24 protein-coding genes, 2 tRNA genes and 1 riboswitch are annotated in these 26,574 nt (G+C 72.3%); of the genes, 14 read left to right on the top strand and 12 right to left on the bottom strand.

All coding sequences use genetic code 11. The features are described 5' to 3' along the window. Positions 1-116 precede the first annotated feature (116 nt). From ACIA6C_RS07170 to ACIA6C_RS07155, 4 genes are all read left to right on the top strand, one after another. A complete protein-coding gene (locus ACIA6C_RS07170; protein WP_399274515.1) occupies positions 117-3,005 on the top strand; it encodes a UPF0182 family protein in 2,889 nt (962 codons plus the stop codon). A 52-nt stretch (positions 3,006-3,057) separates the two neighbouring features. Beyond that, positions 3,058-3,131: transfer RNA gene (locus ACIA6C_RS07165), tRNA-Met, on the top strand. Between the two features lie 204 nt (positions 3,132-3,335). Further along, positions 3,336-5,192 (top strand): tetratricopeptide repeat protein, encoded by a 1,857-nt coding sequence (locus ACIA6C_RS07160; protein WP_361128912.1) that lies wholly within the window; start codon positions 3,336-3,338, stop codon positions 5,190-5,192. 231 nt (positions 5,193-5,423) lie between these two features. Then, positions 5,424-5,497, top strand: a tRNA-Met gene (locus ACIA6C_RS07155). 139 nt (positions 5,498-5,636) lie between these two features. Here ACIA6C_RS07155 and ACIA6C_RS07150 read toward each other — a convergent pair. Next, a complete protein-coding gene (locus ACIA6C_RS07150; RefSeq protein WP_329198116.1) occupies positions 5,637-6,053 on the bottom strand; it encodes a Fur family transcriptional regulator in 417 nt (138 codons plus the stop codon). A 150-nt stretch (positions 6,054-6,203) separates the two neighbouring features. On the opposite strand from ACIA6C_RS07150, the gene ACIA6C_RS07145 reads away from it, so the two are divergent. Then, positions 6,204-7,655 carry a catalase gene (locus tag ACIA6C_RS07145; RefSeq protein ID WP_399273478.1) on the top strand — a complete coding sequence of 484 codons (1,452 nt, stop codon included), beginning with the start codon at positions 6,204-6,206 and terminating at the stop codon, positions 7,653-7,655. A 79-nt stretch (positions 7,656-7,734) separates the two neighbouring features. Here the strand turns inward: ACIA6C_RS07145 and ACIA6C_RS07140 are convergent, their stop codons facing one another. Continuing rightward, the gene (locus ACIA6C_RS07140; RefSeq protein ID WP_190183333.1) at positions 7,735-8,130 is read right to left on the bottom strand and encodes a cyclic nucleotide-binding/CBS domain-containing protein; all 396 of its coding nucleotides are present in this window, start codon (positions 8,128-8,130) and stop codon (positions 7,735-7,737) included. A gap of 190 nt (positions 8,131-8,320) precedes the next feature. After that, complete coding sequence (hisN, locus tag ACIA6C_RS07135) at positions 8,321-9,124, bottom strand: histidinol-phosphatase (RefSeq protein ID WP_399273475.1); 804 nt, start codon at positions 9,122-9,124, stop codon at positions 8,321-8,323. A 136-nt stretch (positions 9,125-9,260) separates the two neighbouring features. On the opposite strand from hisN, the gene ACIA6C_RS07130 reads away from it, so the two are divergent. After that, positions 9,261-9,830, top strand: coding sequence for a TetR/AcrR family transcriptional regulator (locus tag ACIA6C_RS07130; RefSeq protein WP_399273473.1), 570 nt, complete (start codon positions 9,261-9,263; stop codon positions 9,828-9,830). On the opposite strand, the gene ACIA6C_RS07125 is transcribed toward ACIA6C_RS07130, so the two are convergent. The 4 genes from ACIA6C_RS07125 to ACIA6C_RS07110 all read right to left on the bottom strand — a co-directional run bounded on the left by ACIA6C_RS07125 (position 9,796) and on the right by ACIA6C_RS07110 (position 13,417). Beyond that, on the bottom strand, positions 9,796-10,119 hold the full coding sequence (locus tag ACIA6C_RS07125) for a multidrug efflux SMR transporter (RefSeq protein WP_190183336.1): 324 nt from the start codon (positions 10,117-10,119) through the stop codon (positions 9,796-9,798). The two genes, ACIA6C_RS07130 and ACIA6C_RS07125, sit on opposite strands and share 35 nt — an antisense overlap. A 125-nt stretch (positions 10,120-10,244) precedes the next feature. Then, positions 10,245-11,255 (bottom strand): ribosome small subunit-dependent GTPase A, encoded by a 1,011-nt coding sequence (gene rsgA, locus ACIA6C_RS07120; RefSeq protein WP_361128900.1) that lies wholly within the window; start codon positions 11,253-11,255, stop codon positions 10,245-10,247. 8 nt (positions 11,256-11,263) lie between these two features. Then, positions 11,264-12,616, bottom strand: coding sequence for a 3-phosphoshikimate 1-carboxyvinyltransferase (gene aroA, locus ACIA6C_RS07115; RefSeq protein WP_399273470.1), 1,353 nt, complete (start codon positions 12,614-12,616; stop codon positions 11,264-11,266). A gap of 87 nt (positions 12,617-12,703) precedes the next feature. Next, positions 12,704-13,417 (bottom strand): M50 family metallopeptidase, encoded by a 714-nt coding sequence (locus ACIA6C_RS07110; protein ID WP_399273468.1) that lies wholly within the window; start codon positions 13,415-13,417, stop codon positions 12,704-12,706. 53 nt (positions 13,418-13,470) lie between these two features. Here ACIA6C_RS07110 and ACIA6C_RS07105 point away from each other — a divergent pair, with 53 nt between their 5' ends. The 8 genes from ACIA6C_RS07105 (at position 13,471) to def (ending at position 20,970) form a co-directional block, all read left to right on the top strand. Further along, positions 13,471-14,286: an SOS response-associated peptidase gene (locus ACIA6C_RS07105; RefSeq protein ID WP_366082128.1), complete on the top strand. Its 816-nt coding sequence runs from the start codon at positions 13,471-13,473 to the stop codon at positions 14,284-14,286. Between the two features lie 82 nt (positions 14,287-14,368). Continuing rightward, complete coding sequence (locus ACIA6C_RS07100; protein WP_399273466.1) at positions 14,369-15,037, top strand: alpha/beta family hydrolase; 669 nt, start codon at positions 14,369-14,371, stop codon at positions 15,035-15,037. Between the two features lie 321 nt (positions 15,038-15,358). Beyond that, positions 15,359-16,003: a sigma-70 family RNA polymerase sigma factor gene (locus ACIA6C_RS07095; RefSeq protein ID WP_008741505.1), complete on the top strand. Its 645-nt coding sequence runs from the start codon at positions 15,359-15,361 to the stop codon at positions 16,001-16,003. Continuing rightward, positions 16,000-16,302 (top strand): mycothiol system anti-sigma-R factor, encoded by a 303-nt coding sequence (rsrA, locus tag ACIA6C_RS07090; protein ID WP_190183343.1) that lies wholly within the window; start codon positions 16,000-16,002, stop codon positions 16,300-16,302. Before ACIA6C_RS07095 ends, rsrA begins: the two co-directional genes overlap by 4 nt. Positions 16,303-16,493: 191 nt before the next feature. Continuing rightward, positions 16,494-17,864: an HD-GYP domain-containing protein gene (locus tag ACIA6C_RS07085; protein ID WP_366082126.1), complete on the top strand. Its 1,371-nt coding sequence runs from the start codon at positions 16,494-16,496 to the stop codon at positions 17,862-17,864. Further along, the gene (locus tag ACIA6C_RS07080; protein WP_399273463.1) at positions 17,861-19,162 is read left to right on the top strand and encodes an HD-GYP domain-containing protein; all 1,302 of its coding nucleotides are present in this window, start codon (positions 17,861-17,863) and stop codon (positions 19,160-19,162) included. The genes ACIA6C_RS07085 and ACIA6C_RS07080 overlap by 4 nt, the downstream gene beginning before the upstream one ends. 119 nt (positions 19,163-19,281) lie before the next feature. Beyond that, positions 19,282-20,268, top strand: coding sequence for a hypothetical protein (locus tag ACIA6C_RS07075; protein WP_361128880.1), 987 nt, complete (start codon positions 19,282-19,284; stop codon positions 20,266-20,268). Positions 20,269-20,334: 66 nt separating this feature from the next. Beyond that, positions 20,335-20,970 carry a peptide deformylase gene (def, locus tag ACIA6C_RS07070; RefSeq protein ID WP_361128877.1) on the top strand — a complete coding sequence of 212 codons (636 nt, stop codon included), beginning with the start codon at positions 20,335-20,337 and terminating at the stop codon, positions 20,968-20,970. On the opposite strand, the gene ACIA6C_RS07065 is transcribed toward def, so the two are convergent. The 5 genes from ACIA6C_RS07065 to ACIA6C_RS07045 all read right to left on the bottom strand — a co-directional run bounded on the left by ACIA6C_RS07065 (position 20,946) and on the right by ACIA6C_RS07045 (position 26,524). Continuing rightward, positions 20,946-21,374, bottom strand: coding sequence for a DUF3703 domain-containing protein (locus ACIA6C_RS07065; protein ID WP_399273461.1), 429 nt, complete (start codon positions 21,372-21,374; stop codon positions 20,946-20,948). The genes def and ACIA6C_RS07065 overlap by 25 nt on opposite strands. A gap of 67 nt (positions 21,375-21,441) precedes the next feature. Then, positions 21,442-22,158: a helix-turn-helix domain-containing protein gene (locus ACIA6C_RS07060; protein ID WP_399273459.1), complete on the bottom strand. Its 717-nt coding sequence runs from the start codon at positions 22,156-22,158 to the stop codon at positions 21,442-21,444. A 106-nt stretch (positions 22,159-22,264) separates the two neighbouring features. Continuing rightward, positions 22,265-23,296 carry a ribonucleotide-diphosphate reductase subunit beta gene (locus ACIA6C_RS07055; RefSeq protein WP_361128868.1) on the bottom strand — a complete coding sequence of 344 codons (1,032 nt, stop codon included), beginning with the start codon at positions 23,294-23,296 and terminating at the stop codon, positions 22,265-22,267. Further along, on the bottom strand, positions 23,296-25,695 hold the full coding sequence (locus tag ACIA6C_RS07050) for a ribonucleoside-diphosphate reductase subunit alpha (protein WP_399273457.1): 2,400 nt from the start codon (positions 25,693-25,695) through the stop codon (positions 23,296-23,298). The genes ACIA6C_RS07055 and ACIA6C_RS07050 overlap by 1 nt, the downstream gene beginning before the upstream one ends. A 151-nt stretch (positions 25,696-25,846) precedes the next feature. Next, positions 25,847-25,987, bottom strand: a riboswitch (cobalamin riboswitch). Positions 25,988-26,023: 36 nt separating this feature from the next. Then, entirely contained in the window at positions 26,024-26,524 is a 501-nt protein-coding gene (locus ACIA6C_RS07045) for a GNAT family N-acetyltransferase (protein WP_399273455.1), read from the bottom strand. Positions 26,525-26,574 lie beyond the last annotated feature (50 nt).

Below are 26,574 nucleotides of genomic sequence, written 5' to 3'. Positions count from 1 at the left end.
CCGGATAGCGGGAACTGACTAAAGCCTCAGTAAGTTGCATGAGTGGGCTCTACGATCGGGGGCCCGTTGATGACCAGCCCCAGCGACTTTCAGAGGTGCGCACCTTGGCTTTCCAGATGCCGGACCGCGGCGCAGGCCCCTCCGGGCCACGGATGAGAGTCGGCCGCCCCTCCCGGCGTGCCCGCACTCTTCTGATGACTCTGGGCGTTCTGGCCGTGCTGGCCATGGCGTTCATCATGTTCGCGGGCTTCTGGACCGACTGGCTCTGGTTCCGCTCCGTCGCGTTCTCCAGTGTGTTCACCACCACTCTGTGGACCAAGATCGGCCTTTTCGCGGTGTTCGGACTGCTGATGGCGGGAGCCGTCGGGTTCAACATCTGGCTGGCGCACCGGCTGAGGCCGCCGCTCAGCGCGATGTCGATGGAGCAGCAGAGCCTCGACCGCTACCGGATGAGCGTCGCCCCCTACAAGAAGTGGCTGCTCCTGGGCATCGCCGCGATCGTCGGGCTGATCGCGGGGGCGTCGGCAGCCGGCCAGTGGAAGACCTGGCTGATGTACGTGAACGGGGTGCCCTTCGGGCAGAAGGACCCCCAGTTCGGTCTGGACGTGTCCTTCTACACCTTCGATCTGCCCTGGTACCGCTTCCTGCTGGGCTTCGGGTTCGCGGCGGTCGTGCTGTCGGTGATCGCCGCCGTCGTCGTGCACTACCTGTACGGCGGGCTGCGCGTGACCAGCCCCGGCGCCCGGGCCACCGCCGCCGCCACCGGTCACCTGTCGGTGCTGCTCGGCCTGTTCGTGACCTTGAAGGCGGTCGCGTACTGGCTCGACCGGTACGGCCTCGCGGTGAAGTCGAGTGACTTCAAGGCCGCCGACAACTGGACCGGCCTGCGGTACGTCGACGCCAACGCCTACCTCCCGGCGAAGACGATCCTCGTCGCCATCGCCGCGATCTGCGCCCTGCTGTTCTTCGCCACGCTGTGGCGCCGGACCTGGCAGCTGCCGGTCATCGGCTTCGGCCTGATGGTCCTCTCGGCGATCCTCATCGGCGGGCTGTACCCGGCGATCGTGCAGAAGTTCCAGGTCCAGCCGAACGAGCAGGCCAAGGAGTCCCCGTACGTCGAGAAGAACATCGAGGCGACGCGGAACGCCTACGGCATCGACGACGCCGAGGTGAAGGACTACCCGGGAACCGGGTCCAACACCGACCGGGCCAAGCTGCGGGCCAACGCGGACAGCACCGCGAGCATCCGCCTGCTCGACCCGAACATCGTCTCGCCGGCCTTCCAGCAGCTCCAGCAGGTCAAGGGCTACTACGGTTTCCCGGCGACCCTCGCCGTCGACCGCTACAAGGGCCAGGACACCGTCATCGGCCTGCGCGAGCTGAACCTCGCGGGCATCCCCAAGAACAACTGGATCAACGACCACTTCCGGTACACGCACGGCTACGGCGTGGTCGCCGCCAAGGGCACCGAGGTCACGAAGAACGGCGACCCGGTCTTCATCCAGTCCGACCTGCCCTCCAAGGGCGAGTTCGGCACCGGGAACGCCTTCAAGCAGCAGATCTACTACGGCGAGCAGACGAAGCAGTACTCGATCGTCGGCGGTCCGCAGAAGGAGCTCGACTACTCCGACGACAAGGGCGAGAAGGAGACGAGCTACACCGGCAAGAGCGGTGTCAGCCTCGACAACCCGGTCAACCGGGCCGCCTACGCCCTCGCGTTCAGCGAGCCGCAGATCCTCTACTCCGGTGCCATCGGCGACGGTTCGCGGATCCTGTACAACCGCACGCCCAAGGAGCGCGTCGAGGCCGTCGCCCCCTGGCTGACCATCGACGGCGCGGCCTACCCGGCCGTGGTCGACGGCCGCATCCAGTGGATCGTGGACGCCTACACGACGACGAACGGCTACCCGTACGCCTCGCGCACCACGCTCGGCGACTCCACGGCGGACTCGCTCACCAACAGCCAGCGCGCGGTCGTGGCGCAGGAGAACCGGGTCAACTACATCCGGAACTCGGTGAAGGCCACCGTCGACGCCTACGACGGCACGATCAAGCTGTACCAGTGGGACACCCAGGACCCGGTCCTCAAGACCTGGATGAAGGCGTTCCCCGGCACCGTCAAGGCCAAGAGCGAGATCCCCAAGGCGCTCATCGACCACATGCGCTACCCGCAGGACCTCTACAAGGTGCAGCGCGAACTGCTGACCCGCTACCACGTCACGGACGCGCAGACGTTCCTCAGCGGTTCGGAGGTCTGGGCCGTCCCGGACGACCCGACCACCAAGACGGGCAGCGCGGTGCCGCCGTACTACCTGTCGATGAAGATGCCGGGCCAGAAGGAGCAGGCGTTCTCGCTCACGACGACCTTCACGCCGAACGGCCGGGACAACCTGAGCGCCTTCATGGCGGTCAACGCCGATCCGGGCACCCCGGACTACGGCAAGATCCGCATCCTGAAACTGCCGACCAGTACCCCGGTCGACGGACCCAAGCAGGTCCAGAGCAAGTTCAACTCCAAGCCGGAGATCGCCCAGGAGATCAACATCCTGAGCCGGGGCGACTCCCAGGTGGAGTACGGAAACCTGCTGACGGTGCCGCTGGACGACGGAGTGCTGAACGTCGAGCCGGTGTACGTCAAGGGCGGCGGCCTCAAGTACCCGACGCTGCGCAAGGTCCTGGTGACCTACGGCGGCCAGACGGCCTTCGAGGACACGCTGGAGAAGGCGCTGAACGTGGTGTTCGGGGCGGAGGCGCCGAGCGCGCCGACGACGCCGACCACCCCCACCACCCCGCCCGGCGAAGGCACCACCACGCCGCCGGGTACGCAGGACCCGACGGTCAAGGCGGCCCTGTCGGACGCGCAGAAGGCCATCGAGGCGGCGGAGAAGGCGCGCCAGGCGGGCGACTGGACGGCGTTCGGCAAGGCCCAGGACGACATCAAGGCAGCGCTGCAGCGTGCGGTGGACGCCGAGGCGAAGCTGACGGCCCCCAAGCCGGGCAGCTGATGATCACTGGGTAATGGCCCGGCCCCGCGTCGTGATACTGTGGTTTCACCGACGCGGGGTGGAGCAGCTCGGTAGCTCGCTGGGCTCATAACCCAGAGGTCGCAGGTTCAAATCCTGTCCCCGCTACTGAAAACGAAGGCCCGGATCCATGGGATCCGGGCCTTCGTCATGTCCGGGGGAGGCGACCGCCGGCACACGGGGTCACTGGGGCGGGTGAGTTGGGATGGGAGCGTGTTTGACTTGTCTCTCTGTGGGCATGTCGACAAAACGCTGTAGTGACCTCACTGGCTGCGACATACCAGGTGTACGCGGGTAGCAGGTGATGCGACGATGGGATTTATGGGGGACAGGTCAACTCTGCTGGAGACAGGGCGGTTTGTGAGGTCGGGGGTCGAGTCGGGCAGCGAAGCCGAGAAGGGGGCTCAGACCGTTAACGCGCAGACCGCATTGACCGATGCGGATTTCGCGGACGAAGCGTTCGCCGAAGCCGACGTGGCCAGTGACGCGGAGCTGGAGGCCCGGCACCGCGTGGCCGCCGACAAGGGGGACCCCGGCGCCATGAGCGTGCTCGGGGCCCTGCTGCTGCGCCGCGGCGACCTGGCCGGGGCCGAGCCGTACCTGCGGGGAGCCACCGCCGAGGGGGACCGCGCCGCCGCCAACAACCTCGGGGTGCTGCTGCACCAGCGCGGCTACCCCGACGAGGCGGCCGGCTGGTGGCGGGTCGCCGCCGTCGCCGGCTCCGCGCCGGCCGCGCACGCCCTGGGCCGGCACTACCGTGAGCGGGGTGATGAGCCCGCGGCCGAGTACTGGATGCGCCAGGCGGCGGAGTCCGGCCACGCCCTGGGCGCCTACGGGCTGGCCGACCTGCTGGAACACCGGGGGGACAAGGGCGTCGAGCGGTGGTTCCGCGCCGCGGCGGAACAGGGGCACCGCGAAGCCGCGTACCGGCTCGCCCGCCACCTGAGGAAGGGCGACCCCGTCGAGGCCGAGCAGTGGTACCGGCAGGCCGCCGCACGCGGGCACCGCCGGGCCGCGCTGCACCTGGGCGCGCTGCTGGAGGCCCGCGGTGAGCTCAAGGAGGCGGGGCGCTGGTACCTGACCTCGGCGAAGCAGGGGGAGGCGCGGGCCGCGTGCGCCCTCGGCTTCCTGCTGCGCGACGCCGGGGACGAGGAGAGCGCGGCGGCCTGGTGGCGCCGGGCCGCCGAGGACGGCGACGGCAACGCGGCCAACGCCCTCGGCGCCCTGCACGCGGCCCGGGGCGAGACCCAGACGGCCGAGAAGTGGTACCGGGTCGCGATGGACGCCGGTGACCACAACGGGGCGTACAACCTCGCGCTGCTGTGCGCCGCGCAGGAACGGACGGCGCAGGCCGAGCAGTGGTACCGCCGGGCGGCCTACGCGGGCCACCGCGAGGCGGCCAACGCCCTGGCGATCCTGCTCCTCCAGGGCGGCGACGCGGAAGGCGCCGAGCCGTGGTTCTCCAAGGCGGCCGAGGCGGGCAGCGTGGACGCCGCCTTCAACCTCGGGATCCTGTTCGCCAGCCGGGACGAGGACCGCACGGCGCTCAAGTGGTACGAGCGGGCCGCGTCGGCCGGCCACACCGACGCGGCACTCCAGGTCGGCATCGCACTGGTGCGGGACGGCGAGGAGCGGGCGGCGGAACGGCACCTGCGCTGCGCGGCGGGCGGCGGCAGCGCGGAGGCGGCGTTCAGGCTGGCCGCGCTCCTGGAGTCGCTGGCCCCGCCGCCGGAGCCGGTGGCGCTGGGCGAGCCGGTCGGCGGGGCGGCGCGGACCGAGAGCGAGGAGTGGTACGAGCGCGCGGCCGAGCAGGGCCACCGGCGGGCCCAGGTCCGGGTCGGGATGCTGGCGGCTGCGCGGGGCGACCTGGCGGCGGCCGCGCGGTGGTACCGGGAGGCGGCGGAGGCCGGCTCGCGCAACGGGGCGTTCAACCTGGGGCTGCTGCTGGCCCGGGAGGGGAACGAACCGGAGGCGGCGCTGTGGTGGACGCGGGCGGCGGTGGCCGGCCACGGCCGGGCGGCGCTGCGGCTCGGGCTGCTGGCCGCGCGGCAGGGGGACCTCAACGAGGGGCAGAAGTGGTGCGTGCGGGCCATGGAGCTGGGGCCGGCGGAGGTCTCCGAGCGGGCGGCGCGGCTGCGGGACGCCTTGGCCGAGGAACTCTCGGCGTAACCCCGACCGGGGATCCGGCGGCGGTAGGGGGGGTCCGGCGGCGGTAGGGCGGGGTACGGCGGGGTCGTCCGCGGCGCCGTCGGGCACCGGCCCGGCGGGCCCCGCGGCCGCGGCCGCGCCGGGCTCCCGGGCCTCCGCCCCGGAGCCCGCACCCCACCGCGGGCCCGAGCGGGTGGATCGTTAAGCGATTTGCATCTGCCGGGGGGCGTCACGTAAAGTCGTGTTTACCGACGCGGGGTGGAGCAGCTCGGTAGCTCGCTGGGCTCATAACCCAGAGGTCGCAGGTTCAAATCCTGTCCCCGCTACTGAAACCGAAGGCCCGGATCCCATGGATCCGGGCCTTCGGTCATTTCGCGAGCGGAAACGGAAGCGAAGCGCACAGGCCGAAGGGGCCCGGAACCGACCGGTTCCGGGCCCCTCCTCTTCTCTTGCGTTCCCTTGCGGCTACGCCCCCGCGCAGTTCGGGCACACACCCCGGTACGTCACCTCGACCGCGGAGACCACGAAGCCGAACCGCTCCGCGTCCGGCAGGTCGGCCAGCGGGTCGCCCGACGGGTGGACGTCGCGGATCGCGCCGCACTGCGCACACACCAGGTGCTGGTGCGCGCGGTGGGCGTTCGGGTCGTACCGCTTGGCGCGGCGGTCCGTGGAGACCTCCAGCACCTCGCCCAGGCTGACCAGCTCGCCCAGGGTGTTGTACACCGTCGCCCGGGAGATCTCCGGCAGCTTGGCCACCGCGCGCGCGTGCACCTCGTCGGCCGTCAGGTGAACGTGGTCACCGTCGAGCACCTCGGCCACGACGCGCCGCTGTGCGGTCATGCGCCATCCGCGTCCGCGAAGTCGTTCCAGCAGGTCACTCATGAGTCCAAGCCTAACAGTGCGGCTGATTCGGTGTAACTCCCGAACAAGTGCGGAGTTGGATGGCTGCTTGACTTAGACAAAGTCCATTGTAGGATCGAGTACGGCTGACCATGAGGACAGGACACGCAGGAAATGACGCAGGAGGCGCACGTGACGCAGGGACCGCTCACCACGGAGGCCGGAGCCCCGGTCGCGGACAACCAGAACAGTGAGACCGCCGGCGTCGGTGGCCCCGTACTCGTCCAGGACCAGCTCCTGCTGGAGAAGCTCGCCCACTTCAACCGCGAGCGCATCCCGGAGCGCGTCGTGCACGCCCGCGGTGCCGGTGCGTACGGCACCTTCACGCTCACCCGTGACGTCTCCCGGTGGACCCGCGCGAAGTTCCTGTCCGAGGTCGGCAAGCAGACCGAGACCTTCCTGCGCTTCTCCACCGTCGCGGACAGCCTCGGCGGCGCCGACGCGCGCCGCGACCCGCGCGGCTGGGCGCTCAAGTTCTACACCGAAGAGGGCAACTACGACCTCGTCGGCAACAACACCCCGGTCTTCTTCATCCGCGACGCGATCAAGTTCCCGGACTTCATTCACACGCAGAAGCGCGACCCGTACACGGGCTCGCAGGAAGCCGACAACGTGTGGGACTTCTGGAGCCTGAGCCCCGAGTCGACGCACCAGGTGACCTGGCTCTTCGGCGACCGCGGCATCCCGGCCTCCTACCGGCACATGGACGGCTTCGGCTCGCACACCTTCCAGTGGAACAACGAGGCCGGCGAGGTCTTCTGGGTCAAGTACCACTTCAAGACCGACCAGGGGATCAAGAACCTCACCCAGGCCGAGGCCAACCTGCTCGCCGGTGAGGACCCCGACTCCCACCAGCGCGACCTGCGCGAGTCCATCGAGCGCGGCGACTTCCCCAGCTGGACCGTGCAGGTCCAGATCATGCCGGCGGCCGAGGCGGCGGAATACCGCTTCAACCCGTTCGACCTCACCAAGGTGTGGCCGCACGCGGACTACCCGCCGATCGAGATCGGCAAGCTGGAGCTCAACCGCAACCCGGAGAACATCTTCGCCGAGGTCGAGCAGAGCATCTTCAGCCCGGCCCACTTCGTCCCCGGAATCGGTCCGTCCCCGGACAAGATGCTCCAGGGCCGCCTCTTCGCGTACGGCGACGCCCACCGCTACCGCGTCGGCATCAACGCCGACCACCTGCCGGTGAACCGTCCGCACGCCACCGAGGCGCGCACCAACTCCCGCGACGGCGCCCTGTACGACGGCCGCCACAAGGGTGCGAAGAACTACGAGCCGAACAGCTTCGGCGGACCGTTCCAGACGGACCGCCCGCTGTGGCAGCCCGTCCCGCTGACGGGTGGCACGGGCAACCACGCCACCGCGGTCCACCGCGAGGACAACGACTTCGTCCAGGCGGGCAACCTCTACCGCCTGATGTCGGAAGACGAGAAGGGCCGTCTGGTCGAGAACCTCTCCGGCTTCATCGCCAAGGTCTCCCGTGACGACATAGTCGACCGCGCGATCAACAACTTCCGCCAGGCGGACGGTGACTTCGGCAAGCGGCTGGACGTCGCGGTCCAGGCCCTGCGCGGCTGACGGGCGCTTGTCGTAGCGAGACGACGGGCCGGCACTCCTCGGAGCGCCGGCCCGTCGCCGTACCTGCCACGGGGAGTCGCTACGCGAGTACGGCGCTGCGCCGCGCCGGTGCCCAGCAGCGGATGACGTCGCGCACCGAGACGATGCCCACCGGGCCGCCGTCCTCCAGCACGATCAGATGGCGGAAGCCGCCGTGCGCCATGGCCTCGGCGGCTTCCTGCACCGTCGCGTCGGGGGTGCAGAAGACGACGTTGTTGGTGGTGTGGGCGCCCACCGACTCCCGGTCGGGGTCGTGGCCGGCGCCGAGGGAGTTGAGGATGTCGCGCTCGGTCAAGATGCCGATGCCGCTGTGGTCGGGATCGAGGACGACGGCCGCGCCGACGCGCCGGCCGGACATCAGGCAGGCCGCCTGACGGAGGGTGTGGGCGGGTCCGAGGGTGAGGATCACGGTGCTCATGGCGTCGCGGACGAGCATGAAGGGAGCCACCTCCTGGGTGAGCCCCCGCCTGGGTGGGTGCGCCGGGTGAGGGGCCGCCTCAAGAGAAGGGCTTCACAAGCGCACAAGCGGGGGAGTCCCAGATTCCCACGCGCACGCAGGGTCATCAAGAGGGGCGCGCCCGGCAACACCCGCCCGGCCGAGCGCACCGACGGCGCGTCAGCGCGCCTCAGGGGCGCGGACGCAGGCGCGTCAGCATCTCCTCGTGCAGCAGGCCGTTGGAGGCGGCCGCGTTGCCGCCGTGGACGCCGTCGACCCCGTCGAGGCTGGTGAAACGGCCGCCCGCCTCCTCGACGACCACCGCGATGGCGGCCATGTCCCACAGGTTCAGCTCCGGCTCGGCGCACAGGTCGAGCGAGCCCTCGGCGACCATCATGTACGGCCAGAAGTCGCCGTAGCCCCGGGTGCGCCAGCAGGCGCGGGTCAGGTCCAGGAAGCCGGGCAGCCGGCCCTGCTCCTCCCAGCCCGTCAGCGAGGAGTACGCGAACGAGGCGTCGCCCAGGGCCGCGACCTTCGAGACGCCGATCGCCGTGGTCTCGCCCAGCGCGCCGCCCGCCCAGGCGCCGCTGCCCTTCGCCGCCCACCAGCGCCGACCCAGCGCCGGCGCGGAGACCACCCCGACCACCGGCCGGAACACCCCGTCCGCGCCCTCGGCCATCAGCGAGATCAGCGTCGCCCACACCGGGACGCCCCGCACGTAGTTCTTCGTCCCGTCGATCGGGTCCACGACCCAGCGGCGCGGGCCGTCGCCCTTGAGCCCGTACTCCTCGCCCAGGATGGCGTCGCCCGGCCGCGCGGCCAGGATCCCGGCGCGGATGATCTCCTCGGCGGCCTTGTCGGCCTCGCTCACCGGGGTCATGTCCGGCTTCGTCTCCACCTGGAGGTCGAGGGCGCGGAAACGCTGCGTGGTGGCGGCGTCGGCGGCGTCGGCGAGTTCGAGGGCGAGGCGGAGGTCATCGTCATACTCGGGCATGGCCGAACAGTATCGAGACCGCGGCCGGCCGGCGAACGCCGTCCACGGTGCGGCCGACGGGCGCCCTTGACAGGACCTGGCACCCCGTCAACTCTGACGGGAGGACGACCGGGGGAGGGGAGCGGGGGAGGCGACGATGGCGGCGGCGCGGGAGTCCTTGCTGGAAGCGGCGGGAGCGGCGCTGGCGGCGCGCGCCTGGCCCGCCGTGCGGATGGTCGAGGTGGCGGCGGCGGCCGGGGTGTCCCGGCAGACGCTGTACAACGAGTTCGGCGGGAAGGCGGGCCTGGGGCGCGCCCTGGTGCGCCGGGAGGCCGACTGGTACCTGACGGGCGTGGACCGCGCCCTGGAGGGCTCGCAGGACACCGCCGAACGGCTGACGGCCGTCGCCGACTGGACCGTACGGGCGGCCCGCGCGCGTCCCCTCGTACGGGCCCTGCTGACGGGGTCGTGGAACGGCGGCCTGCCCGCCCCGCCCGCACGGGGCGCCCGGCCGGGGCTGCCCGCGCTCGGGCCGGGCGAGCTGGTGCGCGCCGTCCGGGACCGCGCGTCAGCCGCACTCCCGGCGGAGCCGGCGCAGCGGTGCGAGCTGGTCGTACGGCTGGCGCTGTCCTACGTGGTCGCCCCCACCGGCCCGGGCGAGGAGCCGTCGGCGGCCGCGCTGCTCGGGCTGGTCAGTGCGCCGAACCCGACAGCTGGAGCCCGATGACGCCGAGGATGACCAGCGAGATCGAGACGAGTTTCAGCGTGGAGACCAGGTCGCCGAGGAAGACCATGCCGTAGATGGCCGTGCCGGCCGCGCCGATGCCGGTCCACACGGCGTACGCGGGGCCCACGTCGAGCTTCTTGAGCGCCAGGGTCAGCAGGCCGAAGCTGCCGAGCGCGAAGGACGCGAAGGCGATCGTGGGCCACAGCCGGGTGAACCCGTGGGAGAGCTTGAGGCACACCGCGAAACCGGTCTCCAGGATCCCGGCGACCACGACCAGCAGCCACGCCATCGCATGTGCCTCCCCGCGTCCCGCGTCACGTGACGTCGCGTCACCTGGTGCGATTATGCATTTATCCCGACGCGATCTTCGGCAAACACGAGCGCCCCGCCGGGCCGGTGGGCCGCGTGCGCCGGTCAGTCGCCCTCGCGGCGCTCCCGCGTCTCCAGCAGCCGCCGCAGCGAGTACAGCCGCGCCGGGTCCGCGTGCCCGTCCGCCACCCACTGGTCGAGCGCGCAGTCCGGCTCGTCGTGGCTGCAGGCGCGCGGACACTCCTCCGTGCCGCCGACCAGGTCCGGGAACGCCAGGATGACCCGGGACGGGTCGACGTGGTGCAGGCCGAACGAGCGCACGCCGGGGGTGTCGATGACCCAGCCGTCCCCGCCGGGCAGCGGCAGCGCGAGCGCGGAGGTGGTGGTGTGCCGGCCCCGGCCGGTGACCGCGTTGACGTGTCCGGTCGCGCGCTGGCGGCCCTTGGCGACGAGCGAGTTCACCAGGGTGGTCTTGCCGACGCCCGAGTGCCCGACGAAGGCGGTGATCCGACCGTTCAGGCGCTCGCGCACCCGCTCGGCCGCGTCGCCGGCCGCCAGCTCCTCGCGGTTGGTGACGACGTAGTTCACGCCGAGCGTCGAATAGATCTCCAGGATCTTCTCCGCGGAGGTCAGGTCCGACTTGGTGAGCACCAGCAACGGCTCCAGACCGGCGTCGTACGCGGCCACCAGGCAGCGGTCGATCATCCGGGGCCGCGGCTCCGGATCGGCCAGCGCCGTGACGATGGCCAGCTGGTCGGCGTTGGCGACGACCACCCGCTCGTACGGGTCGTCGTCGTCCGCGGTGCGCCGCAGGACGGACTTGCGCTCCTCGATCCGTACGATGCGGGCGAGGGTGTCCTTCTTGCCGGTCAGGTCGCCGACGATCCAGACGCGGTCACCGACCACCGCCGCCTTGCGGCCCAGTTCGCGGGCCTTCATCGCGTGCACCGTGCGGTCGCCGACCAGGCAGGTCAGCCGGCCCCGGTCGACGGTCAGGACGAAGCCCTCGGCCGCGTCCTCGTGCTTGGGGCGGATGTTCGTACGCGGCCGGTTGCCCTTGGGGTTGGGGCGCGAGCGGATGTCGTCTTCGTCGGTGTGCTTGCCGTACCTGCGCATGACGGGCCCTACGCTCCCGCGCCGCGCGACGCAAGGCCCAGCATCCCGGCCCACATCGAGGGGAAGTCCGGCAGGGTCTTCGCGGTCGTCGCCACGTTCTCGATCAGTACGCCCTCCACCGCCAGGCCGATCACCGCGCCGGCCGTCGCCATCCGGTGGTCGTCGTACGTGTGGAACACGCCGCCGTGCAGCGGGCGCGGGCGGATGCGCAGGCCGTCCTCGGTCTCGGTGACGTCGCCGCCCAGGCCGTTGATCTCGGCGGTGAGCGCCGCCAGCCGGTCCGTCTCGTGCAGCCGCAGGTGGCGTACGCCCCGGAGCACGGACTCGGAGTCCGCCAGCGCCGCGATCGCCGCGATGCCCGGCGTCAGCTCGCCGACCTCGCCCAGGTCCACGTCGATGCCGTGGATCTTGCCGCTGCCGGTGAAGACCAGGCCCGCGTCGGTCAGCTCGCAGGAGCCGCCCATCTCGGTGAAGATCCGGCGCAGCGCGTCACCGGGCTGGGTGGTGCGGCGCGGCCAGTCGGGGATGGTCACCGTGCCGCCGGTGATCAGCGCCGCGGCCAGGAAGGGCTGGGCGTTGGAGAGGTCCGGCTCCACCACCAGGTCGCGGCCCAGGAGAGCGCCGGGGGTGACCCGCCACACGTTCTTCTCGCCGCCCGCCTCGGGGGTGTCGACCTGGGCGCCCGCCGCGCGCAGCATCTCCACCGTCATCCGGATGTGCGGCATGGAGGGCAGGTTGTCCCCGGTGTGGCGGACCTCGACCCCCTGGTTGAAGCGCGGCGCGGACAGCAGCAGCGCCGAGACGAACTGCGAGGAGTTGGAGGCGTCGATCTCGACCGTGCCGCCCTCGAGGGCCCCGCCGCCCTGGACGGTCAGGGGCAGTGCGCCCCGGCCGTCGTCGTCGATCCGGGCGCCGAGCACGCGCAGGGCGTTGATGACCTCGCCCAGCGGCCGTTCGTAGGAGCGCGGGTCGCCGTCGAAGCGGATGTCGCCGGAGGCGAGGGTGGCGACGGGCGGCAGGAAGCGCATGACCGTGCCCGCGTTGCCGACGTCGACGGTGGCCGGGCCGTGCAGGGCCGCAGGGATGACCCGCCAGGCCTCGCCGCCCGCGCCCTCGCCGGCGGAGCTGGAGGAGACGGTCTCCTCGATGCCGACGCCCATCGCGCGCAGCGCGTCCGACATCAGCTGGGAGTCGCGCGAGCGCAGCGGACGGCGTACCCAGCCCGGCTCGGAGGCCAGTGCGGCCAGCACGAGGGCCCGGTTGGTGACCGACTTGGAGCCCGGCACGGTGACGGTGGCGTGGACGGCGCCGTCCGCGAGCGGGGCGGGCCAGAGGGCGTGGGGCGCGGGGGTCTCGGTCATGGCCTCCACTTTAGTGGCTTCGACCAAGCCCGGATCGTGGCCGGGGCCCGTCGGGGGACCCGCCACCGGGGCGCCACCGGCGCCGTCTCAGAGACCGAGAAGCCAGCGTGCCCCGCCGGTCAGCGCGCACAGCCCGACGGCGTGGAAGAACAGCAGCCACACCACCGGGTGCACGTGCGTGAGCCGCCCCAGCTGGTCCGCGTCGGAGTCGGGGGCGCCGCCGTGGCGGCGTTTGGCCTGGAGCTCGAACACCGGCCGGACCCCGCCCAGCAGGAGGAACCACACCACCGCGTACGCGAACACCGCCTGCACCTCGGCCGGCGTCAGCCAGGAGACCAGGACGAAGACCGCGCCGGTCAGCACCACCGTCAGCAGCCCGTAGGCGTTGCGGATCATCACCAGCATCGCGAGCAGCAGCGCGGTCGCCGCCCACAGCAGGAGCGTGATCCGGTGCGCGGACAGCAGGGCGGCCCCGCCGAGCCCGAGCAGCGAGGGCGCCGTGTACCCGGCGGCGGCGGTCAGCACCATCCCGATACCGCTGGGCTTGCCCCGGCTGACCGTGACGCCGCTGGTGTCCGAGTGCAGCCGGATCCCGTCGAGCCGGCGCCCGGTCAGCAGCGCCAGCAGCCCGTGCCCGCCCTCGTGCGCGATGGTGATCGCGTTGCGGGCCAGCCGCCACACGGGCCGGGGCGCCACGGCGGCCAGCGCGGCGAGCCCCGTCGCGACCACCAGCCACCACGCCGGCTCGGTCTGTATACCGCTCAGCCGGTCCCACAGACCGGCCGTCATCGTGCTGTCCATGGAGTGGCGGACTCCTTGCGGTAGGGGGAGAGGGCCATGGCAGTGTGTCAGCCATGTGCGGAAGGTATGCAGCGAGCCGGGCGCCCGAGGAACTGGCGCGGATCTTCGGCGTCGAGCGGTGGGAGCCCGAGGAGTCCCTGGCCCCCGACTTCAACGTGGCACCGACGAAAGAGGTCCACGTCGTCCTCGACCGTCCTGTGAAGGACGCGCCGAGCCGGCGTCCGGTTCGCCAGCTGCGGGTACTGAGGTGGGGGCTCGTCCCCTCCTGGGCGAGCAGCCCGGAGGGCGCCGCCCGGATGATCAACGCCAGGGCCGAGACGGTCGCCGAGAAGCCCTCCTTCCGCCGCCCCTTCGCGCAGCGCCGCTGCATCATCCCGGCCGACGGCTACTTCGAGTGGGTCACCGCCCACGACGAGCGGCAGCTGGAGGTCGAGGGGAAGAAGAAGCGGGCGCGCAAACAGCCGTACTTCGTGCTCCCCGCCGACGGGACCGCCTTCGCCATGGCGGGCATATACGAGTTCTGGCGTGACCGGACCCTGCCCGACGGCCACCCGGACGCCTGGTGGGCCACCTGCTCGGTGATCACCACCGAGGCCGAGACCGGGCCGCTGGCCGTGGCGCCCGACGAGGGCCCGCGCTCGCTCGCCGACATCCATCCCCGGATGCCGCTGATGCTGACCCCCGACAAGTGGGACCCCTGGCTGGACCCGGCCGCCGGCGACGTGGACGAACTCCGCCTGCTGCTGGCGCCGCCGCCCGGCGGTCTGATGCGGGCCTACCCGGTCTCCACCGCGGTGAGCAACGTGCGCAACAACGGGCCGGAGCTGCTGACCGAGCTCGCCGCGCCGGAAGAGGCCACGCTGTTCTAGTGCCGTGCCGGGCGCCGCCACCCGGTGGACCTTTCCGGTCACCGCACTGGCCCGCGCTCCCCGCCGGGGCAGGATGGGCGCCATGACCACGCGTACCGAAAGCGTCGACACCCCGGCCGGTGAGGCCCGGATCACCTGGCATCCCGCCACCGGCCGCGCGGCCCGGCTCGTACTCGCCCTCGGTCACGGCGCGGGTGGCGGGATCGAGGCCCGGGACCTCCGGGCGCTGGCCGCCGCCCTGCCCGGCGAGGGGGTCACCGTCGCACTGGTCGAACAGCCCTGGCGGGTCGCGGGGAAGAAGGTCGCCGCCGCGCCCAAGGTCCTGGACGAGGGCTGGCGCGCCCTGTGGCCCGCCCTGCGGGCGCCGGGGCTGCCCGTCGTCGCGGGCGGGCGCAGCGCCGGCGCCCGCGTGGCCTGCCGGACCGCCGGCGAGCTGGACGCGGCCGGGGTACTGGCCCTGGCGTTCCCGCTGCACCCGCCGGGCCGGCCCGAGAAGTCCCGGGCCGAGGAACTGCTGGGCGCCGGGCGGCCCACCCTGGTGGTCCAAGGCGGCCGGGACCCCTTCGGACACCCCGGTGAGTTCCCGCCGCCCGGCCCGCACACCCCGTACGAACTGGTCGCCGTCCCGCACGGCGATCACGGCTTCGCGGTGCCGAAACGGGCCGGCACGACGCAGGAGGAGGCGCTGGCGGTGATCACCGGGGCGGTGGCCGGATGGCTCGGCCGGCTCCCCGCCCGGGGGGCGATCTGACGGATTCCCGGGTGATCCCGCTCACTCCCCGCCCGCCGGCCGCCGCGGTCCGCCCCGCGGGCCCCAAACCCTTGTCCCGCCCGGGAATGCGGTGCCCGGACCCGTCGTTAACCGGGTGTCGGTACGTACGGGAACTTCGCGGAGGAGAGGGAGCGCATGACCCAGGTCATCAGCCATAACCGTCGGCAGGCCGCTGACCTGGACTGGACGGTGCTGCCCGCGCCCAAGCGCGGAACGCTTCGGGCGGCGGAGGGCCGGGAAGGTCGACTATTCTCCGATTCGAGCGGATCCGCTTTCGGAGCCGCCACGCTGTCGGAGGAGGTGGGTCCTGTCGCTGGGACCGACGAAGGCCACGCGGAGGAGACGACCCCGGAGCGCAACGCGCGCTTCGAGCGGGACGCCCTCGGCTACCTCGACCAGATGTACTCCGCCGCGCTGCGCATGACGCGCAACCCGGCCGACGCCGAGGACCTGGTCCAGGAGACGTACGCGAAGGCGTACGCGTCCTTCCACCAGTTCCGCGAGGGCACCAACCTCAAGGCGTGGCTGTACCGCATCCTGACCAACACGTTCATCAACTCCTACCGCAAGAAGCAGCGCGAGCCCCAGCGCAGTGCGGCGGAGGAGATCGAGGACTGGCAGCTGGCGCGCGCCGAGTCGCACATGTCGACCGGGCTGCGCTCCGCCGAATCGCAGGCGCTCGACCACCTGCCCGATTCGGACGTGAAGGAAGCGCTCCAGGCCATTCCGGAGGAATTCCGCATCGCGGTCTATCTTGCCGACGTAGAGGGCTTTGCGTACAAGGAGATCGCGGACATCATGGGTACACCCATCGGTACGGTCATGTCCCGGCTGCACCGTGGCCGCCGTCAACTCCGCGGAATGCTGGAGGACTACGCCCGCGAGCGCGGGCTGGTCCCGGCCGGAGCGGGAGAGTCGAACGACCTGAAAGGCTCGGGCTCATGAGCTGCGGAGAGCCGCACGAGACGGAGTGCGCCGAGGTCCTGGACCACCTGTACGAGTTCCTGGACCACGAGATGCCCGACAGCGACTGCACGAAGTTCGAGACCCACTTCGGCGAGTGCAATCCCTGTCTTGAGAAGTACGGCCTGGAGCAGGCCGTGAAGAAGCTGGTCAAGCGGTGCTGCGGGTCGGACGACGTGCCGAGCGACCTGCGCTCGAAGGTCATGGGACGCATCGAACTGATCCGTTCGGGACAGGCCGTCCCGGACCACGACGTCACCGCGGACCCGTCCTCCGGCTGAGCGGCGACGAGCCGAACGGCGACAACCGCCCCCGGAAGCACCCTTCGTTCACTCGAAGGTGCTAATCCGGGGGCGTCCGTATGCCCCAATTCGCGAATGCGGCCCGCTGCGCCGCGGCCCCCACTTATCCTCCCCTTCCGGTAGCGATCGGTTTCGGTGCCGGACCGGCCCGTGCAGGGGAGGAGGGTGCCATGCGGGTGCTTCCGCCGGGGGCGCGTGCCCTCATCCTGTGCGCCGTGCTGGCCGCCTGCGCCTGCGCCGCACCGGCCGTCGTCGACTCCGGTACGCCGTGGCCCGCCGTGGCCCTGCTCTGCCTCCTGTGCGTCGGCTGCGAACTCACGGGGAGCCGGCGACGGCCCGGCAGCCGGGTGCCCGAGGGCACGGGTGCCTTCTTCCCCGTCGTGCCGGCCGCCGTGTTCCTGCTGTCTCCGGCGGCAGCCGCCCTCGTGGCGCTGCCCGGCGGATTCGCCGCGGCCGTGGTGCAGCGGCCCGTCCGGGTGCGCCGGACCTGGCACGCCGCCCAGCAGGCGAACGCCGCCTGGGCGGCCGGGCAGGTCTACCGGCTGCTGGACGGGCCGGCCACGCTCGGCGGCGCCGGACCCGGCGCCGGATACCGGGTCGCGGACTTCCCGTACGCCGTGCTCCCCGCGGGGGCCGCCGCCATCGCCTTCTGCCTGGTGCTCACCGCCCTCGACGGGGGCATCCTCGCCACCGCCGAACGCCGCCCCGCGGCCACCGCCTGGCGCGGACTGCCGGGCCGCTCCCTCGCCCCGTACTGCGTCCACGGCCTGGCCGGGCTGATGACGGCCGTGATGTGGCGCAGCCCCTACGGGGTGCCGGCCGCCCTGCTGGTGCTGCTGCCGATGTACATCTCCTCCCGGGGCTTCGCCCAGTACACCCGCGAGCGCACCGCCCACCAGGCCACGATCCGGGCGCTGGTGCAGGCCGTCGACATCAAGGACCGCTACACGCGCGGGCACAGCGAGCGCGTCGGGCAGGCCTCCGCGATGATCGCCCGCGAGCTGGGCATGCCCGACGAGCGGATGGAGGTCGTCCGGATCGCCGGGATCCTGCACGACGTCGGCAAGCTCGGCGTCCCCACCCGGCTGCTGCGCAAGAACGGGCCGCTGACCCCCGAGGAGCGCCGGGTCATCGAACTGCACCCCGAGTACGGGCACGAGATGGTGCGCGGCATCGGTTTCCTGGGCGAGGCCCGGTCCGCGATCCTGCACCACCACGAGCGGGTCGACGGCTCCGGGTACCCGTACGGCCTGGCCGGAGAGCAGATTCCGGAGCCGGCCAGGGTCGTGGCGGTGGCCGACGCCTTCGACGCGATGACCTCGACCCGCTCCTACAGCCGGGCCCGGCCGGTCCCCGTCGCCCTGGCCGAGCTGGAACGCTGCGCCGGGACGCACTTCGACCCCGCCATGGTGCGGGCCCTGGTCGACGCCATCGGGCGGCACGGCTGGCACCCGGTGGTGACCTCCGACGACGACGTGCAGGTGGCGGCCCCGCGCAGCGGCGCGCCCGCCCCCGCCCGGGGCGCCGGGGGCGGGGCGTGAGGGATCTTGCCGCCGCGGCCGTCCGGGCGGCGGCCGCGCTGCTCGCCCTCGCGGCGCTCGGCCACACCCTGTGGAACGGGGTCGTCGAAGGCGCCACCGCCCTCGCGTTCGGCACCCTCATCGGCATCGGCGAACTCGCGCGCAGCGACCACCGCGACGCGGCCGCCCCGGCCGAGGACCGCCCATCGGACCGCGACCGCCCGCTGGACCGCCTGCCCGCGCCGCTGGGCTCCGCGGGGGCCCTCGCCTACGCGCTGCTCGGCCGGGCCGCCGGGCACCCCACCCACCACGGGGTGCTCCAGGTCGTGGCCGTCGTCGTCGCCGCGGCCCTCGTGGGGAGCGTCCCGCACATCGCCCGGGGCCACGGGCCCGCCTTCGACCACGTGGCCCGGCGGGTCCTGGCCGTCGCCTTCGCCGGAGCCTGCTTCCAGCCCCTCCACAACTCCGGCCGGCTGGAGGGACGGGTCGGGCAGGGCCCGTACCTGGTGCTGTTCCTGGTGCTGCTGCTCGGCCTCACCGCCCTGTGCGACGCCGTTCTCGCCGCCGCGCTGGCGGGGACCCGCACCGGCCGCCCCTACGGCAGCCTGCTCCGCGACGGGCTGCGCGCGCCGGCCGGGATCGGCGCCGCGATCTGCGCGACCGGCCTGGTGATGGCGCTGGGGACGGCCGTGGCCGGTCTGTGGGCGCTGCCGGTGTTCAGCGTGCCGCTGCTGCTGACCCAGATGTCCTTCCACCGGATCACCGCCGTGCGCACCACCTACCGCCAGACCATCACCTCCCTCGCCCGCGCCACCGAGATCGCCGGCTGCACCCGCCCCGGGCACTCCCGCCGGGTGGCCGCCCTGAGCTGCGCGGTCGGGCGGGAGCTGGGGCTCTCGGAGCGGGAGCTCACCGTGCTGGAGTACGCCGCCCTGATGCACGACATCGGCCAGCTCTCGCTCGTCGACCCCGTCCCGGACGGGGCGACGGCCCCGCTGCCCGCCGCCCAGGCCCGCCGGATCGCGGGGCTCGGCGGGGAGGTGGCCCGGCAGACGGGGGTGCCGGCGGAGGTCGCCGTCGTCGTGGAGCGCCAGGCGGACCCCTACCGGGAGCAGCCCGTCGCCGCGCGGATCGTGCGCGCGGTGAACGCGTACGAGGACCTGTGCGGCGGGGACGGTCACCCGGGCGGCTCACTGGCCGCTCTGGAACGGCTTCGCCTGGGGACCGGGTGCGACTTCCAGCCGGAGGTCGTGGAGTGCCTGGCAAGGGTTCTGGCCAGGGACGGACGGGCCGGAGTCGGGCCGCTCCCACCGGGGTAACCCATGGGTAATGAGCGGCCGTCCGAGTGGGCATGGTTGGATGCGAGTAGGAGTGTCCGCAAGGCTGCACCGTAGTCCCCCAGCCACCGCTGGGAGGTGCCCCCAGGCAGGCGGGAATTGTGAGGATCTTCGGGAAGGTACGGCATCGGCCCTCCGCCTCGTGGCGGCAGGCCACCGACCGCGCGTTCACGCTGATCGGCGACGGGCGGTACGAGGACGCGGGCGCGCTCCTGACCAGAGCGGCGGACCTGGAACCCTGGCTGTCCGAGTCGTGGTTCAACCTGGCCCTGCTGCACAAGTTCCGCCACGACTGGGAGCAGGCGCGGGCCGCCGGGCTGCGCGCGGTGGCCCTGCTGGACCGCGAGACCGGAGCCCCGGACTGGTGGAACGTGGGGATCGCGGCGACCGCCCTCCAGGACTGGCCGCTGGCCCGGCGGGCCTGGCAGGCCTACGGTCTCAAGGTGCCGGGCGACGCCGCCGGAGCGGGCGAGCCCGTGGGGATGGAGCTGGGCAGCGCCGCCGTACGGCTCTCGCCGGAGGGCGAGGCCGAGGTGGTGTGGGGCCGCAGGCTCGATCCGGCACGGATAGAGGTCCTCTCGATCCCGCTGCCCTCCTCGGGGCGGCGCTGGGGCGAGGTCGTCCTGCACGACGGCGTCCCGCACGGCGAGCGGATCACCGCCGCCGGACCCTCGTACCCGGTCTTCGACGAGATCGAGCTGTGGGCCCCTTCGCCGGTGCCGACCTGGGTGGTCCTGCTGGAAGCGGCGACCGAGACCGACCGGGACGCGCTGGAGCAGCTGGCCTCGGACGCGGGCTTCGCCGCCGAGGACTGGTCCTCGTCGGTACGCCTGCTGTGCCGGACCTGCTCCGAGAGCGCGATGCCGAGCGACGAGGGCGACGGCGAGCACCTGGACCCCCACGACCACAGCGAACCCGGCCATCCCGGCCCGCTGGGGCACCGTACGGCCGGGTCCGGATCCCTGTGGGTGCCCGAGCGGGAATGCGGCATCGCCGCGCCGGCCGGTCTGGTCCGCGGACTCCTGGACGGGTGGGTCGCGGACAGTCCGGACAGCCGCGAGTGGCGCGATCTCGAAGAAGTCTGCTGAGCCGGGGCCGTAGGCTGTACCGGTCACATCGGTGACTCGCAGACTTACGGAAGGCGTACGGCGGACATGGCGCAGCAGGAGAACCAGGTGGTCCCGGTCGACGACGAAGGCTACGTCGTGGACACGCAGGACTGTGAGGCGCGCGAGCTCGCCCACCGCGAGCGCGGCACCTCCCGCCCGATCACGGTGGTCGGCAACCCGGTCCTGCACCGGGAGTGCAAGGACGTCACCGAGTTCGGCGACGAACTGGCGCAGCTGATCGACGACATGTTCGCCAGCCAGAAGACCGCCGAGGGCGTCGGCCTGGCCGCGAACCAGATCGGCGTGGACGCCAAGGTCTTCGTCTACGACTGCCCCGACGACGAGGGCGTGCGCCACACCGGTGTCGTGGTCAACCCGAAGCTGGTCGAACTGCCCGCCTCCACGCGGGTGCTGGACGACTCGAACGAGGGCTGCCTGTCGGTCCCCACCGCCTACGCGTCGCTGGCCCGCCCGGACTACGCGGAGGTCACGGGCCAGGACGCCCAGGGCAACCCGATCAAGGTCCGCGGTACGGGCTACTTCGCCCGCTGCCTCCAGCACGAGACGGATCACCTCTACGGGTACCTCTACATCGACCGCCTCTCGAAGCGCGACCGCAAGGACGCCCTGCGCCAGATGGAAGAGGGCACCCCGCGCTACGAGACCGTCCCCAACGACTGACCGGCCGCGGGCCGCGCCCGGTCGCGGCCCAGCAGCACCCGCAGGTCCTCCGGCAGGGGCATCGGCGTGAGCAGTCCCGCCGCCGTACGCCCCGTGTTGCCGTACGGCACGCGCCCGGTCACCGACCCCGCCCCCGCCACCAGGATCCGCACCACCTGCCCCACCGTCTCCGCCCGGTCCCGGCAGCGCACCGCGAGCCGGAACATGTGCCAGTGGGCACGGGTGTGGGGCCAGGCCCAGGCCTGGGAGATGATGTGCGCCCGCTCCAGGGCGTCCCACATGGCGTCGGTGTCGGGCGCGGCGTCGCGGGCGTGGCGCAGCTCGGCCTCGAAGGCCGCGCGCACGGCGGCCGGCATGGACGTGGGCGTGCACGCGGCGACGCAGGTCCTCAGCAAGTTCGTCATGCGTCAACGGTGCGGCCACAAGGCCCGCCGGCGCTTGAACGAACCTGCTACATCCGGAACGAACCTGCTACATCCACTGGATGGTGCGGGTGAAGTCCGACGGCGGGATCCCGAACATGCGCCGCCACACCCGGCTGAGGTGGGCCCCGTCGGCGAAGCCCGCGCCGTGCGCCGCGTCCGTCAGGGAGTGCCCCCGGGAGGCGAGTTCGGCGGCCCGCATCAGCCGCAGCCACAGGACGTACGGGCGGAACGGCAGCCCCAGTTCGGCCCGGAACAGGTGCGCGAGGCGGCTCTCCGACAGGCAGGCCACCTCGGCCGCCTGGGACAGCCGTACGCGGTCCCGCCCGGGCAACCACGCCAGCACCCGCGCCAGCCCCGGATGCGCGGCGGCGTCCGCCGCCGGGCCGCCGGGGAGTACGCGGTCCAGCGCGCACGCCGCCTCGAAGGGATCGGCGGGCAGGTCCGCGGCGGCCGGTACGAGGCCCGCCGCGTCCCCGGCCAGGGCCGTGAGCGCGCGACCGGCCGAGGAGAGCGGGTCGTAGTGCAGCACCACCCCGCGCGGGGTGCCGGCCAGCACGCGATGACGCACCCCGGCCGCAATCACGTACGCCCGGCACCGGAAGGGCTCCCCGCCGGGACCGGCCATCAGCAGCCCGTCCCCGTCCAGCGCGGCGATGACCTGCACGGAGTGGTGCGCGTGCGCGGTCGCGGCCCCGACGGCGCCCCCGTACAGCAGGCCGCCGGGCCGCAGCCGGACCCGCCCCGCCCACCCGGAGGCGCTCATGCCGCCGGACCCGGGCACGACGAAGCGCCCCCGCCCGGGAACCCGGTCACCCGAGTCGTCGTTCTCCCCATGGGCGGGGACGCTATCAAGCCGCTGGGGCAGGGACTCAGAAGTCCTCGTCCAGGTCGACCGTGCCCTCGACCGCGACCTGGTAGGCCGACGGGCGGCGCTCGAAGAAGTTCGTCAGCTCCTGGACGCCCTGGAGCTCCATGAACGAGAACGGGTTCTGCGAGCCGTACACCGGCGGGAAGCCGAGACGGACCAGGCGCTGGTCCGCGACGCACTCCAGGTACTCGCGCATCGACTCCGTGTTCATGCCCGGCAGGCCGTCACCGCACAGGTCGCGGCCGAACTGCAGCTCCGCCTCCACGGCCTCCTTGAGCATGTCGGTGACCTGCTGCTGGAGCGCGTCGTCGAAGAGCTCCGGCTCTTCCTTGCGGACCGTGTCCACGACCTCGAACGCGAAGTTCATGTGCATGGTCTCGTCGCGGAACACCCAGTTGGTGCCGGTCGCCAGACCGTGCAGCAGGCCGCGCGAACGGAACCAGTACACGTACGCGAACGCGCCGTAGAAGAACAGGCCCTCGATGCACGCCGCGAAGCAGATCAGGTTCAGCAGGAAGCGGCGCCGGTCGGCCTGCGTCTCCAGCCGCTCGATCTTCTCGACCGAGTCCATCCACTTGAAGCAGAACTGCGCCTTCTCGCGGATCGACGGGATCTCCTCGACCGCGTCGAAGGCGGCCGCACGGTCGTCCGGGTCGGGCAGGTAGGTGTCGAGCAGCGTCAGGTAGAACTGGACGTGCACGGCCTCCTCGAACAGCTGGCGCGACAGGTACAGGCGCGCCTCCGGGGAGTTGATGTGCTTGTACAGGGTCAGCACGAGGTTGTTCGAGACGATCGAGTCACCCGTCGCGAAGAACGCGACCAGACGGCCGATCATGTGCTGCTCGCCCGGCGTCAGCTTGGCGAGGTCGGCGACGTCCGAGTGGAGGTCGACCTCCTCGACCGTCCAGGTGTTCTTGATCGCGTCCCGGTAGCGCTCGTAGAAGTCCGGGTAGCGCATGGGGCGCAGGGTCAGCTCGAAGCCCGGGTCGAGCAGGTTCTTCTTCGGTGCGGACGTCGCGTCGGTGGAGCTCATCACTGGCAGGCCTCGCAGGACTCGGGGTTCTCAAGGGAGCAGGCCAGGGCATCGGCGTCGACGGCCTGCGGGAGGGGGGTGGCGGCCGGCACGGCGCTGGCGGAGGCCGCGCGCGCGATCCTCGTCGCCGGGCGCGAGCGCAGGTAGTACGTGGTCTTGAGGCCCTGCTTCCAGGCGTACGCGTACATCGAGGACAGCTTCCCGATGGTCGGCGTCTCCAGGAACAGGTTCAGCGACTGCGACTGGTCCAGGAACGGCGTACGGGCCGCCGCCATGTCGATCAGGCCGCGCTGCGGGATCTCCCACGCCGTGCGGTACAGCTCGCGCACCTCGGCGGGGATCCAGCCGAAGCCCTGCACGGAGCCGCTGGCCTCGCGCAGCGCCTCGCGGGTCTGCGCGTCCCACACGCCGAGCTTCTTGAGCTCGTCCACCAGGTAGGCGTTGACCTGGAGGAACTCCCCGCTCAGCGTCTCGCGCTTGAAGAGGTTCGACACCTGCGGCTCGATGCACTCGTACACGCCCGCGATCGAGGCGATCGTCGCCGTCGGGGCAATGGCCAGCAGCAGCGAGTTGCGCATGCCGGTCTCGGCGACGCGGGCGCGCAGCGCGGTCCAGCGCTCCGGCCAGTTCAGCTCGACGTCGTAGTGGTCGGGGTGCAGGACGCCGCGGGCGGTACGGGTCTGCTCCCAGGCGGGGAGCGGGCCGCTCCGCTCGGCGAGGTCGCAGGAGGCCTCGTACGCGGCCAGCATGATCCGCTCGGAGAGCTTCGTGGACAGGGCCTTCGCCTCGGGGGAGTCGAAGGGAAGCTTCAACTGGAAGAAGACGTCCTGGAGGCCCATCGCGCCCAGACCGACCGGGCGCCAGCGGGCGTTGGAGCGGCCGGCCTGCTCGGTCGGGTAGAAGTTGATGTCCACGACGCGGTCGAGGAAGGTGACGGCGGTGCGGACGGTCTCGTCCAGCCGCTCCCAGTCGATCTCACCCGACTCGGCGAGGACGAAGGCGCCCAGGTTGACCGAGCCCAGGTTGCAGACGGCCGTCTCGCCGTCGTTGGTGACCTCGATGATCTCGGTGCAGAGGTTCGAGGAGTGGACGACCGTGCCGGGCTCGGCGGTCTGGTTCGCCGTCCGGTTGGAGGCGTCCTTGAAGGTCATCCAGCCCTGGCCGGTCTGCGCGAGGGTGCGCATCATCCGGCCGTACAGGTCGCGGGCGGGCATGGTCTTGCGGGCCAGGCCGGCCGCCTCGGCCTTGCGGTACGCGGCGTCGAAGTCGTCGCCCCACAGGTCGACCAGCTCGGGCACGTCGGCCGGGGAGAACAGCGACCAGTCGGCGTCGGCGTTGACGCGGCGCATGAACTCGTCCGGCACCCAGTGCGCCAGGTTCAGGTTGTGCGTACGGCGCTGGTCCTCACCGGTGTTGTCGCGCAGCTCCAGGAACTCCTCGATGTCCGCGTGCCAGGTCTCCAGGTAGACGGCGGCCGCACCCTTGCGGCGGCCGCCCTGGTTGACCGCGGCGACGGAGGCGTCGAGCGTCTTGAGGAACGGGACGATGCCGTTGGAGTGGCCGTTGGTGCCGCGGATCAGCGAACCGCGGGCGCGGATGCGGGAGTACGACAGGCCGATGCCGCCGGCGTGCTTGGAGAGGCGGGCGACCTGGTGGTAGCGGTCGTAGATCGAGTCGAGCTCGTCCAGCGGGGAGTCCAGCAGGTAGCAGGAGGACATCTGCGGGTGCCGGGTGCCGGAGTTGAAGAGGGTGGGGGAGGACGGCAGGTAGTCCAGGCGGCTCATCAGCCGGTACAGCGAGGCCACTTCCTCGACCGCCGTCACGCTCTCGTCCGCGGCCAGACCGCAGGCCACGCGCAGCATGAAGTACTGCGGGGTCTCGATCACCTGACGGGTGATGGGGTGGCGCAGCAGGTAGCGGCTGTGCAGGGTGCGCAGGCCGAAGAAGCCGAAGCGGTCGTCGGCGCCCTCGGCGAGCGCGTGCTCGACCAGCGCGTCGAGGCGGTTCGCGTGGGCGGCCACGAACTCGGCCGTGCGGTCGGCGATCAGGCCCTCGCGGTGGCCGACCGCGACGGACGCGGCGAAGGAGGTGGAGCCCTGGCCCGCGGCCTCGTCGCGCACGGCCAGCGTGAGCAGGCGCGCGGCCAGCCGGGAGTACGCCGGGTCCTCGGAGATCAGCCCGGCGGCGGCCTCGGTGGCCAGCGAGCGCAGTTCGGCCTCGTCCGCGGTGGCGCTGCGGCCGCGCAGGGCGGCGGCGGCGACCCGGCCGGGGTCGGTGTCGGGGAGATCGGCCGTCAGCTCGGTGAGGGTACGCAGCAGCGCGGCCCCATGGCCCCCGCCGGTGGTTCCGCTGTCGGACGGGTCGGACTCGGCGCGCGGTGCGGCGGGCGCGATGGTCACGGGGGGAGCTCTCCCTCACTCGGCTCCGGGGCACCTTCGGTGCGGGGCGCGAGTGGGCGCGCACGGGCCGTCCCCCAACAGGGCACGCTTGCGCCGCGCGGCGTCCACCGGCCCAACCGCGAGGCCCGGACGTGGCTGTACCCGGTTCGGTCGAGCCGGGCGCGCTGTCGGCAGGTCCTCGGACTTCGGACGCACCTATGGGTGCCTTTCATACCGTTGCGGGACAGTTCCGGATTCACACCGGATTCCCCTGCGGCGACAGCGAGCACGAGCATACATGTGGGGGCCCCCTCCTGGGGGACCCCCTAGATGTTGTGTCGCGCGGCGACTACAGCGCGAGACCGTACGTGAGCAAACCGAGTTCGGGGACGGGCTCCCAGTCCCGTTCCGGCGACCGTACGAAGCCCAGGCGCTCGTAGATCCGGTGCGCGGCCGGCATGTCCGGGGTGGTCGACAGCACGAGCCGCCGCACGCCCTCCAGGGCCCGGGCGCGGTCCACGCAGGCCCGTACGAGCGCCTCTCCCGCGCCCCGGCCACGCCCCTCGCGGGCGACCGCCAGCATCCGGAACTCGGCTTCGTCCGCCCGGGCGATGTCACAGAGCGCGCTGCCCGGCGCGGCGAAGGTCACACCTCCGACCACGCGCCCGTCGCCGAGCACGGCGACGAGCACCTCGGCCGCCGCGGCGCGGCCGGCCACGTCCCGGAGCCTGGCGAGGTACGGGTCGTCCTCCCCGTACGTGAGCAGTCCGTCGTCGAGGTAGGCGCGGGCGGTGATGTCCCCGAGCGTCTCGTACTCGGCCGGCAGGGCCCGCCTGATGCTGATGTCCATGGCACCGAGTGTGCCCCCGGGGCGCGCGAAGGGCCGCCGCGTTTCCCGGG

The sequence above is a fragment of the Streptomyces sp. NPDC051578 genome (assembly GCF_044454045.1).
Classification (GTDB): domain Bacteria; phylum Actinomycetota; class Actinomycetes; order Streptomycetales; family Streptomycetaceae; genus Streptomyces.
This window is presented reverse-complemented; position numbering and strand designations above follow the sequence as displayed.

Bases quoted from the DNA above. Each gene is read 5' to 3' on its own strand.
- ACIA6C_RS07060 (WP_399273459.1), bottom strand. From the start codon at position 22,158: ATGAGCGCCTCCGGGTGGGCGGGGCGGGTCCGGCTGCGGCCCGGCGGC.
- ACIA6C_RS07110 (WP_399273468.1), bottom strand. From the start codon at position 13,417: ATGGACAGCACGATGACGGCCGGTCTGTGGGACCGGCTGAGCGGTATA.
- ACIA6C_RS07130 (WP_399273473.1), top strand. From the start codon at position 9,261: ATGGCGGCGGCGCGGGAGTCCTTGCTGGAAGCGGCGGGAGCGGCGCTG.
- ACIA6C_RS07100 (WP_399273466.1), top strand. From the start codon at position 14,369: ATGACCACGCGTACCGAAAGCGTCGACACCCCGGCCGGTGAGGCCCGG.
- rsgA (WP_361128900.1), bottom strand. From the start codon at position 11,255: ATGCGCAGGTACGGCAAGCACACCGACGAAGACGACATCCGCTCGCGC.
- ACIA6C_RS07125 (WP_190183336.1), bottom strand. From the start codon at position 10,119: ATGGCGTGGCTGCTGGTCGTGGTCGCCGGGATCCTGGAGACCGGTTTC.
- def (WP_361128877.1), top strand. From the start codon at position 20,335: ATGGCGCAGCAGGAGAACCAGGTGGTCCCGGTCGACGACGAAGGCTAC.
- ACIA6C_RS07065 (WP_399273461.1), bottom strand. From the start codon at position 21,374: ATGACGAACTTGCTGAGGACCTGCGTCGCCGCGTGCACGCCCACGTCC.
- ACIA6C_RS07085 (WP_366082126.1), top strand. From the start codon at position 16,494: ATGCGGGTGCTTCCGCCGGGGGCGCGTGCCCTCATCCTGTGCGCCGTG.
- ACIA6C_RS07045 (WP_399273455.1), bottom strand. From the start codon at position 26,524: ATGGACATCAGCATCAGGCGGGCCCTGCCGGCCGAGTACGAGACGCTC.
- rsrA (WP_190183343.1), top strand. From the start codon at position 16,000: ATGAGCTGCGGAGAGCCGCACGAGACGGAGTGCGCCGAGGTCCTGGAC.
- ACIA6C_RS07170 (WP_399274515.1), top strand. From the start codon at position 117: ATGCCGGACCGCGGCGCAGGCCCCTCCGGGCCACGGATGAGAGTCGGC.
- ACIA6C_RS07160 (WP_361128912.1), top strand. From the start codon at position 3,336: ATGGGATTTATGGGGGACAGGTCAACTCTGCTGGAGACAGGGCGGTTT.
- ACIA6C_RS07150 (WP_329198116.1), bottom strand. From the start codon at position 6,053: ATGAGTGACCTGCTGGAACGACTTCGCGGACGCGGATGGCGCATGACC.
- ACIA6C_RS07055 (WP_361128868.1), bottom strand. From the start codon at position 23,296: ATGAGCTCCACCGACGCGACGTCCGCACCGAAGAAGAACCTGCTCGAC.
- hisN (WP_399273475.1), bottom strand. From the start codon at position 9,124: ATGCCCGAGTATGACGATGACCTCCGCCTCGCCCTCGAACTCGCCGAC.
- ACIA6C_RS07140 (WP_190183333.1), bottom strand. From the start codon at position 8,130: ATGCTCGTCCGCGACGCCATGAGCACCGTGATCCTCACCCTCGGACCC.
- aroA (WP_399273470.1), bottom strand. From the start codon at position 12,616: ATGACCGAGACCCCCGCGCCCCACGCCCTCTGGCCCGCCCCGCTCGCG.
- ACIA6C_RS07105 (WP_366082128.1), top strand. From the start codon at position 13,471: ATGTGCGGAAGGTATGCAGCGAGCCGGGCGCCCGAGGAACTGGCGCGG.